The organism is Marinobacter iranensis, assembly GCF_029207565.1.
In the GTDB taxonomy this organism is placed as follows: domain Bacteria; phylum Pseudomonadota; class Gammaproteobacteria; order Pseudomonadales; family Oleiphilaceae; genus Marinobacter; species Marinobacter iranensis.
Genome location: NZ_JANCMW010000005.1, coordinates 1 through 14,333, shown reverse-complemented (window position 1 = coordinate 14,333; position 14,333 = coordinate 1). Strand labels below are relative to the sequence as shown.

Genomic DNA, 14,333 nt, shown 5'->3' with positions numbered 1-14,333 from the left:
ACTTTATGAACGTAATCATCATCGGTGCGGGAATTATGGGAACCACTTTTGCCACTTTGGCAAAAGAGATGGCACCGGATCTGGATATCACCATTCTGGAGAGACTGGACAGGGCCGGGGCCGGAAACTCATGGGCATTTAACAACGCCGGCACGGGGCATGAAGCAAACTGCGAGCTTAACTATACTCCAGTGGATGAAGAGATCATTTCGGTTGAAAAAGCCTTGAAGATCCATGCTCAGTTCAATGTTGCCAAGCAGTTCTGGGCTTACCTGATCGATAAGGGCGCCATCAAAGATCCCAAAACATTTATCAACCAGACCAAACATTGCACCATTGTTTCCGAGTCCGCGATTGAAGAACTGAAATTAAGATTCAAGGAAATGTCGGCCCATCACTTTTTCGAGCACATGCGTTACTCGGAAGACTTTGATGAGATTAAAAGCTGGATTCCCTACACCATGGAAGGCCGCCCCCGCCACGAAAAAATGGCAGCCACCGTTATTGAAACAGGCACGGATATCAACTTTGGTGCTTTAACGGAGCAGATGGCGGAGCATGCAGTACAAGACCTGGGCGTAAAAATGGAATATGGCACCCATGTGAAGCGTGTGCACAGAAGCCCTACCGGCCGATGGGTTATCGAAGCTGAGCGTAACGGGGAGCCCGTTCAGCATAAGGCGGATGTGCTTTTCGTCGGTGCCGGTGGCGGCGCATTCCCACTCCTGAAGAAAAGCCACTTGCCGTTTCGGAGTCGCTTCGCCGGCTTTCCTGTGGGTGGGCGATTTTTGCAGGCTCCGATCAGTGAAGAGCAGGCCAAGTATTACAAGGCCAAAACCTACGGCAAAGCGAAGGTTGGTGCGCCTCCCATGTCCGTTCCACACCTGGATTTACGGGTTGTGGATGGTAAACACTACTTACTGTTCGGTCCTTTCGCCTCGTTTAAACCGGTTCTCGAGAAAGGCCGTGGGTTCTTTGATTACCTGACTTCAATTCGTCTGCATGATATCCCCGGCCTGCTGAATGTCGCCCTGGAGCACTTTCCGTTGGTCAAATACCTGGTTTCAGAGACGTTCAAAGGCGAAAAGAGCATGTTCGAGGAGCTTGAGAGCTTTGCTCCGGGCTTGAGCAGGAAGTTTGACTGGAAACCGGTTCATGCGGGCCAACGAGTGCAAATCATCAAAGATGGGGATTTGCAGATGGGCACTGAAATCCTCGTATCCAAGGATAAGACTTACGGGACTTTACTGGGAGCATCGCCCGGGGCGTCGGTTTCGCCAGAGGTTATGTTGCGCTGTCTGGAACAATTGTTACCAGCTGTTGTTTCCAAAGAAGATGCCAGGGAAAAGAGAAGTAAAATTTTCCCTGAGGATGACCTGGATACCTTAATCAATAATCCTGATCGTTACCGGGAGATTCGGGATGCAGTCAACAAACGGTTGGAGATTACCCAGACACAGGAACAATAAGCATCATTGAGAGCCAGCGCTTCAGGCCGCACTGGGATCTTCATCTGTCTTTATCGCCTGCCTGGATGCCCAGGCAAACCCGAGCAATCCGACAATGGGCCCGGGAACCAGCAACCAGGCTGCATCCAGGCCAACAAAGTCGAACAGGGCGGTCGTGGCTGCGATTGATACAACGGTGATCGCGAAGCCGATGGAGTTCTGAATTGCCAGCGCCGCACCGACCAGTTCTCGTGGGCAAGCCTGCGCCGATAAGGCAGAGAACTGGGGTGAGTCTGCCACAACGGTCGCACCCCACAAGAGCAGGAGCAGGCCAAGCCCTACGGCTGACAGGTCACGCCAGAAAAGGACAAACACAAGCGCGCAAATACCGGAACAGGCCAGGGCACCAAGCGCTACCTTCGCGCTACCGATGTGTCGTGACAGAACGCCGCCAATCAGGCAGCCAAGCGCTCCAACACCGATGATACCAAAAGCCATGCCGGAAACGCCGAGTTGGGGATACTCGCCTGCAAGCATCGTGTTCACCACCAGCAGTGGCACCACGGTCCAGAAGGCATAGAGTTCCCACATGTGGCCGAAATACCCGAATGCCGCCGCGCGAAACCGGTTCACCCTGAACGCATCAAGCACGGTTGCATGCCGTTCCCCGGAGGTGTTGGCGGGGTCGTTCCGTTTGCGTGGCTTCGGCAGATGAGGCCCGTCGCCAAGCATATGAATAACGAGCGCCCCAAGCAGAGCAAGGCCGGACGACGCCAGAATAATGTATTGCCAGGGCAGGTCCGCACCCATTTGCCGCAACAGATGGGGCAGGGCCGTACCAAGGGTTAACATCGCAACAAGCTGGGCTAGGGCCTGGCCGGTGCGCTCAGGGGCCCAACTGACAATCAGCTTCATACCCACCGGATAAATGCCCGCCAGGGACAGGCCGACCAGGAAGCGGAACAACATGGCGCTGGCCAGTCCGTCGGAAAGCCAGGCGAAGCAGGCATTGAACAAAGCGCCCGCGATCGCGCAGCAGACGAAGATCAGGCTGGCACGATAGCGTTCCGCCAAACCACCGAAAGCCACGATCAAAGTGCCGAGGATGAACCCGCCCTGGACAGCATTGGTCAACCAGCCTATATCCGCTGCGCTGATATTCCAGGAGATCATCAGGTCTTCCGTGGCACTATTGGCGCTGAACCACAGGGAGGTGCCAAACAATTGCGCGATGGCGATCGTCGCCACTGGTCCAAGCCAGCGCAATGGCCAGGGAAGGCTGAGGTGGCCTGTCTCGACGTTTCCAGATGTCATGCCGGTCTCTTCGGTTGTTGTAGTGGCTGATCAGTACAATAAGACCATGCAACAGTAAAAGGGAAGGGAACAGCGCTAGAGGTTGCCCCCTTCCGAAGGCATTCGATATCAGGCTGTGGTCAGTTCCCGACTGTCCAGCGACGCCGAGATTCGTGTCAGGACCAGGGCACCCAAGACAATCAGGGCCCCGATCCAGGGCGTGTTCATCAACCCCATGTCTTCAACAACCCTGCCGCCCAGCCAAGCACCAATGGCAATACCAATGTTGAACGCGGCGATGTTGAGACCGGAGGCGACATCCACGGAATGAGGGGCGTAGCGCTCAGCCAACTGGACAACATAAACCTGAAGCCCCGGTACGTTACCGAATGCAAAGGCACCCCAGACCAGCAGCGTGATAACCGCAGCAATCGGATTGTAGGCGCTGAATGTCAGCATGAAAAGAATGGCAGCAAGTCCCCCGAAGATGATGAACAACGCGGATGTTGGCCCTATACGATCGGCCAGTTTTCCACCCCAGATGTTGCCCGTTGCAACGGAAACGCCGTACAGGAGCAGGAGCAGGCTCACCATGCCTGGCGCAAAGCCGGTGACATCCTGAAGAATCGGAGTCAAGAAAGTGAAAGCGGTAAAGGTGCCACCGTAACCTACGGCGGTCATCGCATACACGAGCAGAAGCCTTGGATGGGTGATCACTTCAAGCTGCTGGCGAAGGGTTGCCGGCGCGGACTGCTTGAGGTTTTTCGGTACCAGCAACACGCTTCCGATCAAGGCGATGGCCCCCAACGCAGCAACCGTCAGGAAGGTGGCACGCCAGCCGAAGGTCTGGCCAATGAAGGTTCCCAGCGGCACCCCCGTCACCAGCGCAACAGTCAGGCCGGTAAACATGAAGGCAATGGCGCTGGCTTCTTTCTCCTTGGCAACCAGGCTGGTTGCAATGGTGGAACCAATCGAGAAGAACACCCCGTGCGCAAGCCCCGTAAGCACCCTGGCGGTGATAAGAGAGCCATAGTTTGGCGCCATCCATGCCAGCACATTGCCAAGGATGAACAGAGCCATCAACGACAACAGCACCATCTTTCGATTCCAGCGGCCAGTGAGGGCCGTCAGTACCGGTGCGCCGACAGCAACACCGAGGGCATACAGACTGACCAGAAGGCCGGCAGAAGGCAGAGTCACACCCAGATCCTGGGCAATGGTCGGGACCAGGCCAACGATGACAAACTCGGTGGTCCCGATTGCGAAGGCACTCAGTGTCAGTGCAAAGAGGGCAATGGGCATAGCAGGATTCTCCAATGGGTTTGATTGACGGCGCTTAGTGTGACGCCCCATACTTTTGCGATAAATGGCGATTACTGAAAAATACTTTTGCGGAAAATAAACATGAAAAGCCGTTCGGACGATCTGAACCTTCTGCTTTCGGTGGTAGACAGTGGCAGCTTCAGCGCAGCTGCTGAGCAACTTGAGGTCTCAGTGACGCGGGTATCGCGGGCGGTATCGAGATTGGAGCAGTCACTGAACACCACACTCCTCAACCGAACCACGCGCAAGGTCGGCCTGACGGAAGAAGGGCGTCTATTCGTGGAGAAGGTGCGCTCCGGACTGGCAGCTCTGGAGGAAGCGGAAGAGCAACTCGCAATACGGAAACAGAGACCGGCCGGACGCTTACGGGTCGATGCGGCCAACCCTTTTTTGTTGCACCAGATCGTTCCCCATGTGCGGGAGTTTCGGGAGACCTATCCGGATATAGAACTTGAACTCACCGCTAGCGACCAGATTGTGGATCTGCTGGAGCGCAGGATTGACGTCGCTATCAGGATCGGGCCACTTGAAGATTCGACCCTGCATGCAAGGGCACTCGGGCGTTCTCAGCTTTCCATCGTTGCATCACCCTGGTACCTGAAACAGAACGGTGCCTGTGAGTCTCCCGCAGACCTTAAAGACCATTCCATCATCGGGTTCACGGCGCCAGAGTCCCTGAATATCTGGCACTTGGGTGAAGGTGTCCGTGTTCAACCGACTCTCCGAGCCAGTAGCGGCGAGGCAGTGCGTCAGCTTTGCCTGCGGGGCAATGGTTTGGCTTATCTGTCGCGGTTCATGATCAGCGAGGATATCCGGCGGGGGAATCTACTAGAGATTTTGGACGAACACCTGGTTCGCCCGAACCCACGGGAATTGGTCAATGCGGTTTACTATCGAAACACGGCGTTGTCAGCCCGGATTCAGGTGTTCCTGGATTTCTTTGAGAAACGGTGGGAGGGTATTTAACATCATCAATCAAGCTCACACTCATGGTCGTTGCCAGTCTGACATTCCAGACAGTAGTAATCTCATTCGGAGCTCTATTGCTGTGGTTCGCTCTGCTGCGTCGTTACCGGGCATCGCAGATTGGTGTGTTCTCGTTCCTGTCTCCGGTAGTATTGGTGACGCGCCAGAAATCCATAATCGAGTAAATGATTCTTGGCTGTTCATACGCCTTGAAAGGCGGTATCGGCAACCAAATAAGTGAATCAATATTCATCTCTTGTTGCAGGGAACCTGTGCATCTTTTAACCTGTGGTGAACAAATAATGAACAGCGCTTGATCACCGTGGCGGCCAACACTCTGGAGCTGACCTATGCCTGAAATCACTGCTTCCGCGTACGACTGCGTGTTCCGTCGCCAGGGTGGGCGTATTCTGCCCACCGTACTGTCACGCGGCCCCTGGAGCCCTGATGCTCAACATGGCGGCGCGCCTGCCGGCCTGATCGTCGGGCTCGCCGAAGAGGCGCTAGCGCCGGAAGGCTATCAACTGGTACGTCTCACCGTGGAGCTAGTTCGGCCGGTGCCGGTGGCGGAACTAAGCGCCACCGTCGACGCCGAGCCGGGCCGCGCGGTACGCCGGGTGCGGGTGACTTTGCGTCACGGTGACAAGATCGTGGCCAGCGGCCTGGCAGTGATGGCCCGGGGCACCCCCATCAGCGAGGGGGCCGCCGCCGATGAACGCCCACTACCGCCGCCGGCACAATGCCACGAGCCGGTCTGGATTCCCGGCATGACCGATGAGGAGAGTTTTCATTACACGGCCATGGAGTCCAGGGTCGCCGGTGGCAGCACCCTGGAGCCGGGCCCGGCAGCGGCCTGGTTACGGCTCACTGTACCGCTGGTGGAGGGCATGGAGACCACGCCCTTGATGCGGGTCGCCGCCGCCTCGGACTTCGGCAACGGATTAAGCTGGACGCTACCTTTAGAACGCTATTTGTTCGCCAATACCGACCTCACCCTTTATATCCAGCGGCCGCCGGTATCCGAGTGGGTGGGGGTGGACAGCCGTACCTGGATCGAAACCTCGGGTATCGGAATTACTCGCTCCGTGCTGCATGACGAGAGCGGACCGCTGGGCTTTGCCCACCAGAACCTTCTGGTGCGGGAACGGCGTGTGAGTTAAAGCCGGGTGCTGGCTCTAGCCCAATAAGCTGTCTCACGGTCAGGGTTTGATGCTACGGTTCAGGAACTCCAGCATTGCCGCCCCAATTTCCTTGCCATGAGTTTCGATGGCAAAATGGCCTGTGTCGAGAAAACGCACCTCGGCTTTGGGATTGTCGCGCTTAAACGCATCGGCGCCGGGCGGCAGGAAGAATGGATCGTTCTTGCCCCAGATCGCCAGCGTTGGCGGATGGTAGCGGCGGAAGAACTCATGCAGCTGCGAGTACTGTTTTACGTTCTGTCCATAGTCCAGCAGCAGATCCATTTGTATTTCGACACCAATGCGCTCGATTGCCGCGTAGGCCAGTTGGTAGGTCTCCGGCGGAATCAGCGAAGTGTCGTCGACACCTTCGGTGTATTGCCACTTGATCATTTCGGGCGTGTTGAACCGGCGTAGCGCCTCGCGATTGGCAGCGGTTGGCTCGGACCAGGCCTTGCGCATTTCCGCCCAGCCTTCGCTCAACCCCTCTTCGTAGGCATTGCCGTTCTGGGTTACGATCGCGGTGACCTTCTGAGGGTTTTTCACCGCCAGGCGCCAGCCGACGGGGGCACCGTAATCGAACACATACATCGCGTAGCGGTCCAGCCCCTTGGCCACGGTGAAAGCGTCAATCACCGATGTCAGGTTGTCGAAGGTGTAGTTGAATGTAACGCCAGGCATAACGGTTGTCTGCCCGAAACCCGGTAGGTCAGGGGCGATCACATGGTATTTCCCGGCCAGTTGTGGGATCAGGTCGCGGAACATGTACGAGGACGCGGCAAACCCGTGTAACAGCAAAATAGCTGGTGCATCCAACGATCCGGCTTCGCGGTAGAAGACGTCGACACCCTGGATTTCCATTGTCTTGTAGTGGATCCGCACAGGACTTTCTACAGTGCTGGTGGTGGGTGCAGTGGCTGCAGGCTGCATATTTTTGGTGTTCATGATTTTCCTCGAAGTTTAGGCTGGCATGGCATTCCAGTAACCTCTATAATCGTAAAATAGTGGTTACTTCAACTGAGTATGTTTGGCTTAAAGTAACCTGTCAACATATTTTTTAGAGGTTACTAAAGTGACAGAGACAGGAACGCAAACGCAGCGCGACGGCAACTCGGCCGGGGCACCCATGTTGGGAGATCATCTCGCAATGGATTTGCTGAACACGGAGGCACAAAAAAACGGCAACGTCATTGACTACTGGAACAGCGGTGACGATGTGCTCAAGTGGCTGGAGCGTTGTGGTGCTGTTTTAACATCGGCCTGCAAGGAGGTTGACCTTGACGAGTTACTTGCACAGGGAAGGGCACTACGAACACTGGCGCGCCGGTTAATCGTTCAACGCAAGGAGGGCGAGGTAGGCGACGTCAGTGGTTTGAACAAGTATCTGGGCGCCTACCTCACCGCCCCGCATCTGGAACGCGACAAAGAAGGCAACCTGGTACTGATCCGCACCGCACGCGGCGGGGCGACCGCGTCTTTACTCGGACCGGTCGCCGAGGCAGTGGCGCAGTTACTGGTCGAAAGAAATTTCAGCCTCATCAAGCAGTGCGAACACCCTGACTGCATCCTATGGTTCTACGATCGCACCAAGGCACACAAGCGTCGATGGTGCAGCATGGCGTTGTGTGGAAATCGCTACAAGGCGGCCCAGTTCAGGAACAGAAGAAGTGGCGGAGGAACAGTATAAGCCCCAACCACCTCCGGTCGCGAAATATCACTCTCACTCTCACGTCTCTGCCATAAGCCGGTTGATATCCCGACCCGGCGGGTTGCCGAACATGCGAGCATAGTCGCGGCTGAAGTGCGACGGGCTTTCATAACCAACTCGGTAAGCGGTGGCGGCGGCATCCTGCATTTCCACCAGCATTATTTGCCGGGCTTCCAGTAACCTGAACCGCTTCTGATACTGAAGCGGGCTCATGGCGGTTACGGTTTTGAAGTGAGCATGGAAGGACGACACGCTCATGCCGATCTGTCTGGCCAGTTCTTCCACTTTGACTGACTTGTCGAAATTCGACTTGAGATGATCTATGGCCACCGCAATACGTTGCATATGGCTTCCGGTTCGGGCGAGTTGTGTGATCACCTCGCCGTACTGGCCATTCAACAGACGATAATAGATTTCACGCTTGATCATGGGTGCCAGCAAAGGGATGTCCTGGGGCGCGTCCAACAACCGCGCCAGGCGCAAAACGCAGTCATTGAGAGTGGAATCCATGTTGCCGACGAATATCCCGCGTTCCGTTCTGGCTCCGTCCCCATCCTCCCCGGGAGTGCCGAACTGTACCAATAACTCCGCCAGTTGATGTTGGTCCAGCTCAATCTGCAGACATAGATAGGGTTTATCATAACTGCACTGTGTTACCTCTCCGATAACGGGCAGGTCAACCGAAACCACCAGAAACTCGGAAGGCTGGTAGTCATAGATTTCATCCTCCAGCCATACGCGCTTCTGCCCCTGAACAATGACGCATAGAGACGGGTTATAAACACTTGGCAAACGCGCATTCGGTTTGCTGAAGCGGATGCAGTTCACGCCAGGAATGGCGGTGGTGTGAATGCCGTCTTCGCTGGAGAACCTGGCAATAATAGCGGCTAGTTCATCTCTTTGATGTAGGCTCATGGGTACGGTAATACTCCGTCTTTGACTATCTGAACTCTACCACCGCCCCTCATCAACCTCCACGCATTTGTAGAAAAAGGCAATAACCTTGTAGCTCTGTGTATCCGAAAGATCGCTCTCTCCCGCTAATCTGGCCTTGTCCATCAAACCACAAAGGTTAAAGGAGCAAGGCAATGGTAACTCCACAACAGAAAGTCGTTCTCATCACTGGCGCCAGCAGCGGAATTGGTGAAGCAACCGCAAGAGTACTGGCCAAGGAAGGTGCGAGGGTTGTGCTTGGTGCACGCAGAACCGACAGGCTGGAAGCGATCACCAACGACATTCGTCAGGGCGGTGGCACCGCCATTTTCCAGGCCCTGGACGTGGCTGATCCCCAGAGTGTAAAGCGCTTTGTTGAATTTGCTCAGGGTGAATACGGGCGTGTTGACGTTCTCTTCAACAACGCAGGCATCATGCCGCTCTCCCCAATGAGCGCCCTGAAAACAGATGAATGGAACGACATTATCGACGTCAATATCAAAGGCGTGCTTAACGGAATAGCGGCGGTACTGCCCATTATGGAAGCACAGGGCAGTGGCCAGATCATCAATACCGCGTCTACGGGCGCACATGCAGTTGGCGGAAATTGCGGTGTGTACTGTGCCAGTAAATACGCTGTCCGAGCGATCAGCGAGGGGCTCCGGCAGGAAACCGACAACATTCGGGTCACTGTGATCTCGCCCGGAGTAACCACCACGGAGCTGGGTCACGATATCACCGACCCAGGCGCAGCCGAACTGCTGCAAGAGCTGCGGGGCTCATCGCTTTCGCCACAGGCAATTGCCAATGCAGTGCTTTTTGCCATATCCCAGCCAGCCGAAGTGGACGTGAACGAGATGATTGTACGAACAGTGGCTTCCCACGGTCATGCCTTTTAACGCCAACACAACTCAAGACTGTCTTCATTAAATCCAAGGAGATAACCATGACGAAAATAGCACTGATCACCGGCGGCAGCCGCGGCCTCGGTAAAAACATGGCATTGCATCTGGCCAAAAAAGGCAGGGATATCATCCTGACGTATCATAGCCGGAAGGATGAGGCGGAAGCCGTCGTTGAGACCATCACGTCTATGGGGCGGAGAGCAGTGGCCATGCAACTTGATGTGGGCAATTCAGAGAGCTTTTCTCAGTTTGCCAGGCAGGTCAGCGATACACTCAATAAGCACTGGGGCCGCAAGGACTTTGACTACCTGATCAATAATGCGGGTACCGGGGTATTCAAGGACTACCTGGACATTACGGAGGAGGAGTTCGGCCGCATGGTGAATGAGCATATCAAGGGGCCCTTCTTCCTCTCACAAACGTTGCTGCCTGTCGTGAAAAACGGTGGCCGTATACTGAATGTGTCCTCTGGCCTGACGCGCATGGCGATTCCCGGCTTTTCAGCCTACGCCATGATGAAAGCCGCGCTCGAAACGCTTTCCGTTTATATGGCGAAAGAACTTGGCTCAAGAGGCATTACCGTGAACACGATCGCTCCGGGAGCGATTGAGACAGATTTCGGTGGAGGTTATGTGCGTGACACGCCAGAAGTGAATGAACAATTGGCCGCCATGACCGCCCTGGGCCGCGTCGGCTTACCGGATGATGTCGGCGGTGCGGTAGCTGCGATTCTTGATGACGACGCCGGCTGGATCAATGCACAGCGGATTGAAGTGTCGGGTGGCCAGGGGATCTGATCGGTCAGGCAATAGAAAGCCGTCGGAGGGTCTTTTTCTAGACCCTCCAGTTTTAATTTGTGCCCAAACCTCCAAGACGTTGGTCCTCGGCGAAAGCCTTTGTGAGGTATCGCATAACCAGCTTGATGCGCTCCACTTCGCGTAGATCAGGATGCGTCAATAGCCACAGATTTGATGTCTTCCCCGGAGGGAAAGCAAACAGGGCCTCAAGTTCCGGTCGCTGTTGATCATCCGGTAAAAGAGCCAAACCATGGCCGCTCTGGGCTAACCAGGACATGGCCACCAGGTCGTCACTGCGCGCAGCAATGCATTGCGCGAGTGTGCGCTCCAACCAGACAAATGCCGGTAGTCCCTGCATGCTGCCGCTGGCGCCGATGAGTAGATGATACTGCAAGCCGTCCAGGCCGGTCGGGAAGCCATGGTTATCCCGGTAGCTGGGGCTGCCGTAAACACTCCACCCAATGGAGCACACTTGCCGGCCAACCAGATGTTCTGGTGGCACATCCGTTACCCTGACGGCGATATCTGCTTGTCGGCTGTTCATGTTGACTTCCAGATTGCTGACCAGCAATTCGACCGTGATCTCCGGATAATCCTGGTTCAACTCGGCCAGATAATCCGGCAGGTATCGATAAGCGAGGTTGTTGGGCGCGGTAATCCGGACTTTGCCCTTTGGCTGCACATCGCGACCCGCTATTCGACGTTCCATATCGTTAAAGGCCCCGTCAACGCGATTGGCGATGTCTTTCAACTCCTCGCCCAGAGGAGTTAGCACGTAACCGCCAGGCAGGCGTTCGAACAGGCGGGCATCCAAATCTTTCTCGAAGGCGTTCAACCGTCGAAACACGGTCGAGTGGTTCACGCCCAGTACTCGGGCCGCGCCAGCCAGCGAGCCAGTTTGTTCAATGGCGAGAAAGACTTTGAGTGAGTTCCAGTCCATTTGATGTTCCCTGAATTTGCAAACTTGCAATTCTACCTTTCCGATTTTGCGAATGTTACTCGCCCAGTGCAAGCGCGATACTGAACCTGACCTGAATCCAACAAGGAGAACCGTCTATGACTCGCGAGTTCGAGCTAATCACCCATGTACTGTGCCCATACGTCCAACGCTCGGTCATCGTTCTGAGTGAAAAACGAATTCCCTATCGTCGCACCGACATTGACCTGGCCAACAAGCCAAACTGGTTTCAGGAGATTTCCCCGCTGGGTAAGGTGCCCGTGCTTGTGGTGGGCGAACGACAATCCCTTTTCGAGTCTGCTGTGATCTGCGAATACCTCAATGAGGTTACACCGGGCTCGCTGCATCCGGAGGACCCATTGGAGCGTGCCTATCACCGAGCCTGGATAGAATTCGGATCCAGCCTGTTGAGTGGCATTGCCCAACTATATAACGCACCGACACTGGAAGAGTTTGATGCCTCACGTAACACGTTACGGGCACGATTCGGGCAATTAGAGGAACGGCTGGGCAGCGGTCCTTATTTCTACGGGGAGAACTTTCAGATCATTGATGCCGTCTACGGCCCGATTTTCAGGTATTTCGACGTGTTTGAGTCTGCGTTGGACCTGGGTATTTTGGACAACGTAGAGAAAATTCAGGTGTGGAGAAGCCATTTAAGGGCTCGCGAGTCAGTCGGGCAAGCGGTCACCTTTGATTACCCGGATCGTCTATTGGATTTTGTTCGGAAGAGGGGTAGTTATATGTCGCAACTGATGGCTTGCACCGATGTCGACAGTACTGTTAAAAGAGCCTAAACCAGCAACGTAGATCAACGCCCCGAGCGGTGACACTCCGTACCTTTACGGAAACTGCTCACCGCCTGGCAACAAGGATGACGAATCGCTTGCGCCTACTATTATGCGGTGACGTGATGACTGGCCGAGGCATCGACCAGATCATGCCCAGGTCCGTCGACCCCATCCTGTTTGAATCCGTGGTGTGGTCGGCTGAGGATTATATTGTCCTGGCGGAAAGGCGCCACGGGCCAATTCCCCGCAATGTCGAACCCGGTTATATCTGGGGTGATGCCTTGCCGTTGATGCAGTCAATGTCGCCGGATGTAAGCATTGCCAACCTGGAAACGGCGGTCACCACCAGTGCCGATCACCAGCGCAAAGGCATCAACTACCGCATGCATCCGGCCAACGTGACGTGTTTGCAGGCGGCGCAACTGGATGTCTGTACCCTGGCAAACAACCATGTACTGGATTGGGGTGAGAACGGACTGCTGGAAACGCTGGGCGTTCTTCGCGGTGCCGGGATCAAGACCGCAGGCGCGGGAACCGAACTCAAGGAAGCGGTGACACCGGCAGTACAGCCAACAGGGCAGGGGCGGGTACTGGTATTTGCTGGAGGACACACCGATAGTGGAATTGACCCAGGCTGGGCAGCCACCTCCCGTGGCCCCGGCGTCCATTTACTACGGGGCCTCTCAGCACGAAATGCATCCGGAATAGGGCGGGTCGTTCGATCCATGCGCCGGGATGATGATGTTGTCGTCTATTCCGTGCACTGGGGTGACAACTGGGGCTACGATGTGCCGGAAGAACACCAGGCATTCGCCCATGCACTGATTGATGAAGCCGGCGTGGACCTGGTCTTCGGCCACTCATCCCACCACCCCAAGGGTATCGAGGTCTATCGCAATAAACTGATCCTTTACGGTTGCGGCGACCTGATCAACGACTACGAGGGGATTTCCGGCCACGAAGCGTTTCGTCCGGAGCTGCGGGTAATCTATTTTCCAGTGCTGGATCAACGCGGCGACCTCCAACACCTGGATATGGCAGTACTGGAAACCAGCGGCTTTGCGCTGCATCACCCCGCAGCAGAAGACTTGGAGTGGCTGGGCGATCGATTGGCGGAGGCCAGCCGGGAATTTGGCGTTGATGTGCGAAGCAGGGGAGATAACTTGCTTGAGCTTTACTGACCCAGGCCCGCTGAATCGCCACCGGTAGCGCCGCAGGAGTTAGATAAAACGCACCGTCCCTGGTGCCAGGACGCAAATGAAACCTCTAAAGATCAACCTTGGCTTTTGGAACGTACTTCACCACGGATAACGATTTGACCGCTGTACGGGGCCGGTTCGGCAGTATCATTTTTTGCGTCGCGATCCTGAATTTCACCGCGAATCACCATCTGACCGCTATAGGGAGCGGGCTGAGCTTGCTCGGAGCGGGGCTCGTTTGATTTGCGGTCTGCCAAGGTAGCGTGTGCGGGCAGGGCGGCGACGGTAAAAAGTGAAGCGAGAGTAAACAGTGCAATTTTGCGCATTTTAATTTCTCCAGGGTCTGAATGATTTCAGCTGAGACCGAGGTCGAGGATCGACTTGATATCAGATGAGCGAAGTATGGAACCGGAGAATGGCGCGGGATAATTCTAAAACGGTATGGTACACATCATTCCTTATGATGATCCTCAGCCTGACAGCGAACATAATGAACGTATAACTACCTATTCATAAGTTTCAGTGATGTTTTGAATATCAACGCTTAATTAGTCCTGAGGGCCAGTCAGTCGAAAAATAGCAGCTAACTTCACCGACGCATTTTTTGGAGCTGGCTATGAATTTTCGTTTTTTGGCGCTTTCTCTGGCAGCCGCCGTTCTGGCCTCGGGCGCCCACGCTGAGTCCGCTGACTCGGTAGTGGCTCTCTCCATGGATAACGATCTCTTCGCTCCAACCCAGACAGATCGGGATTACACCGCCGGCGTGGCGATTACCTATTCCTCCAACTCGAAGGAATTCATCAGCAACCCGGTTTCCCGCGTCAGCCAGGCTCT

15 protein-coding genes are annotated in these 14,333 nt (G+C 55.3%); 9 read left to right on the top strand and 6 right to left on the bottom strand.

Annotated elements, in window-relative coordinates; genetic code table 11:
• Positions 1 to 5 precede the first annotated feature (5 nt).
• On the top strand, positions 6 to 1,469 hold the full coding sequence (locus NLU14_RS09590; protein ID WP_275706241.1) for a malate:quinone oxidoreductase: 1,464 nt from the start codon (positions 6 to 8) through the stop codon (positions 1,467 to 1,469).
• A 21-nt stretch (positions 1,470 to 1,490) separates the two neighbouring features.
• Here NLU14_RS09590 and NLU14_RS09585 read toward each other — a convergent pair whose 3' ends face one another.
• On the bottom strand, positions 1,491 to 2,762 hold the full coding sequence (locus tag NLU14_RS09585; RefSeq protein WP_275706015.1) for an MFS transporter: 1,272 nt from the start codon (positions 2,760 to 2,762) through the stop codon (positions 1,491 to 1,493).
• Between the two features lie 108 nt (positions 2,763 to 2,870).
• Positions 2,871 to 4,043, bottom strand: coding sequence for an MFS transporter (locus tag NLU14_RS09580; protein WP_275706014.1), 1,173 nt, complete (start codon positions 4,041 to 4,043; stop codon positions 2,871 to 2,873).
• A gap of 102 nt (positions 4,044 to 4,145) precedes the next feature.
• Here NLU14_RS09580 and NLU14_RS09575 point away from each other — a divergent pair, with 102 nt between their 5' ends.
• The gene (locus NLU14_RS09575; RefSeq protein ID WP_275706013.1) at positions 4,146 to 5,030 is read left to right on the top strand and encodes a LysR family transcriptional regulator; all 885 of its coding nucleotides are present in this window, start codon (positions 4,146 to 4,148) and stop codon (positions 5,028 to 5,030) included.
• A 350-nt stretch (positions 5,031 to 5,380) separates the two neighbouring features.
• Positions 5,381 to 6,190, top strand: a complete 810-nt coding sequence (locus NLU14_RS09570) for a thioesterase family protein (protein ID WP_275706012.1) — start codon at positions 5,381 to 5,383, stop codon at positions 6,188 to 6,190.
• 39 nt (positions 6,191 to 6,229) lie between these two features.
• Here NLU14_RS09570 and NLU14_RS09565 read toward each other — a convergent pair whose 3' ends face one another.
• Positions 6,230 to 7,153 carry an alpha/beta fold hydrolase gene (locus NLU14_RS09565; protein ID WP_275706011.1) on the bottom strand — a complete coding sequence of 308 codons (924 nt, stop codon included), beginning with the start codon at positions 7,151 to 7,153 and terminating at the stop codon, positions 6,230 to 6,232.
• 202 nt (positions 7,154 to 7,355) lie between these two features.
• Between NLU14_RS09565 and NLU14_RS09560 the strand changes: the two genes are divergently transcribed.
• A complete protein-coding gene (locus tag NLU14_RS09560; protein ID WP_275706010.1) occupies positions 7,356 to 7,895 on the top strand; it encodes a CGNR zinc finger domain-containing protein in 540 nt (179 codons plus the stop codon).
• 39 nt (positions 7,896 to 7,934) lie between these two features.
• Here NLU14_RS09560 and NLU14_RS09555 read toward each other — a convergent pair whose 3' ends face one another.
• The gene (locus tag NLU14_RS09555; protein ID WP_275706009.1) at positions 7,935 to 8,831 is read right to left on the bottom strand and encodes an AraC family transcriptional regulator; all 897 of its coding nucleotides are present in this window, start codon (positions 8,829 to 8,831) and stop codon (positions 7,935 to 7,937) included.
• A 173-nt stretch (positions 8,832 to 9,004) separates the two neighbouring features.
• Between NLU14_RS09555 and NLU14_RS09550 the strand changes: the two genes are divergently transcribed.
• Together NLU14_RS09550 and NLU14_RS09545 are read left to right on the top strand one after the other, a co-directional pair.
• The gene (locus NLU14_RS09550; protein WP_275706008.1) at positions 9,005 to 9,748 is read left to right on the top strand and encodes an SDR family oxidoreductase; all 744 of its coding nucleotides are present in this window, start codon (positions 9,005 to 9,007) and stop codon (positions 9,746 to 9,748) included.
• A gap of 47 nt (positions 9,749 to 9,795) precedes the next feature.
• Positions 9,796 to 10,551, top strand: coding sequence for an SDR family NAD(P)-dependent oxidoreductase (locus NLU14_RS09545; RefSeq protein WP_275706007.1), 756 nt, complete (start codon positions 9,796 to 9,798; stop codon positions 10,549 to 10,551).
• A 52-nt stretch (positions 10,552 to 10,603) separates the two neighbouring features.
• On the opposite strand, the gene NLU14_RS09540 is transcribed toward NLU14_RS09545, so the two are convergent.
• On the bottom strand, positions 10,604 to 11,491 hold the full coding sequence (locus NLU14_RS09540) for a LysR family transcriptional regulator (protein WP_275706006.1): 888 nt from the start codon (positions 11,489 to 11,491) through the stop codon (positions 10,604 to 10,606).
• Between the two features lie 116 nt (positions 11,492 to 11,607).
• Between NLU14_RS09540 and NLU14_RS09535 the strand changes: the two genes are divergently transcribed.
• Both NLU14_RS09535 and NLU14_RS09530 read left to right on the top strand, forming a co-directional pair.
• Entirely contained in the window at positions 11,608 to 12,306 is a 699-nt protein-coding gene (locus NLU14_RS09535) for a glutathione S-transferase family protein (RefSeq protein WP_275706005.1), read from the top strand.
• A gap of 77 nt (positions 12,307 to 12,383) precedes the next feature.
• Complete coding sequence (locus NLU14_RS09530; RefSeq protein WP_275706004.1) at positions 12,384 to 13,481, top strand: CapA family protein; 1,098 nt, start codon at positions 12,384 to 12,386, stop codon at positions 13,479 to 13,481.
• Positions 13,482 to 13,573: 92 nt separating this feature from the next.
• Here the strand turns inward: NLU14_RS09530 and NLU14_RS09525 are convergent, their stop codons facing one another.
• Positions 13,574 to 13,825 (bottom strand): hypothetical protein, encoded by a 252-nt coding sequence (locus tag NLU14_RS09525; protein WP_275706003.1) that lies wholly within the window; start codon positions 13,823 to 13,825, stop codon positions 13,574 to 13,576.
• A gap of 290 nt (positions 13,826 to 14,115) precedes the next feature.
• Between NLU14_RS09525 and NLU14_RS09520 the strand changes: the two genes are divergently transcribed.
• A partial coding sequence (locus tag NLU14_RS09520; RefSeq protein ID WP_338040788.1) for a lipid A-modifier LpxR family protein occupies positions 14,116 to 14,333 on the top strand: 218 nt, incomplete at its 3' end.

Excerpts from the sequence above, each read along its gene's own strand:
- NLU14_RS09555 (WP_275706009.1), bottom strand. The coding sequence starts at position 8,831 with ATGAGCCTACATCAAAGAGATGAACTAGCCGCTATTATTGCCAGGTTC.
- NLU14_RS09585 (WP_275706015.1), bottom strand. The coding sequence starts at position 2,762 with ATGACATCTGGAAACGTCGAGACAGGCCACCTCAGCCTTCCCTGGCCA.
- NLU14_RS09540 (WP_275706006.1), bottom strand. The coding sequence starts at position 11,491 with ATGGACTGGAACTCACTCAAAGTCTTTCTCGCCATTGAACAAACTGGC.
- NLU14_RS09525 (WP_275706003.1), bottom strand. The coding sequence starts at position 13,825 with ATGCGCAAAATTGCACTGTTTACTCTCGCTTCACTTTTTACCGTCGCC.
- NLU14_RS09590 (WP_275706241.1), top strand. The coding sequence starts at position 6 with ATGAACGTAATCATCATCGGTGCGGGAATTATGGGAACCACTTTTGCC.
- NLU14_RS09560 (WP_275706010.1), top strand. The coding sequence starts at position 7,356 with ATGGATTTGCTGAACACGGAGGCACAAAAAAACGGCAACGTCATTGAC.
- NLU14_RS09535 (WP_275706005.1), top strand. The coding sequence starts at position 11,608 with ATGACTCGCGAGTTCGAGCTAATCACCCATGTACTGTGCCCATACGTC.
- NLU14_RS09580 (WP_275706014.1), bottom strand. The coding sequence starts at position 4,043 with ATGCCCATTGCCCTCTTTGCACTGACACTGAGTGCCTTCGCAATCGGG.
- NLU14_RS09575 (WP_275706013.1), top strand. The coding sequence starts at position 4,146 with ATGAAAAGCCGTTCGGACGATCTGAACCTTCTGCTTTCGGTGGTAGAC.
- NLU14_RS09530 (WP_275706004.1), top strand. The coding sequence starts at position 12,384 with ATGACGAATCGCTTGCGCCTACTATTATGCGGTGACGTGATGACTGGC.
- NLU14_RS09570 (WP_275706012.1), top strand. The coding sequence starts at position 5,381 with ATGCCTGAAATCACTGCTTCCGCGTACGACTGCGTGTTCCGTCGCCAG.
- NLU14_RS09565 (WP_275706011.1), bottom strand. The coding sequence starts at position 7,153 with ATGAACACCAAAAATATGCAGCCTGCAGCCACTGCACCCACCACCAGC.
- NLU14_RS09545 (WP_275706007.1), top strand. The coding sequence starts at position 9,796 with ATGACGAAAATAGCACTGATCACCGGCGGCAGCCGCGGCCTCGGTAAA.
- NLU14_RS09550 (WP_275706008.1), top strand. The coding sequence starts at position 9,005 with ATGGTAACTCCACAACAGAAAGTCGTTCTCATCACTGGCGCCAGCAGC.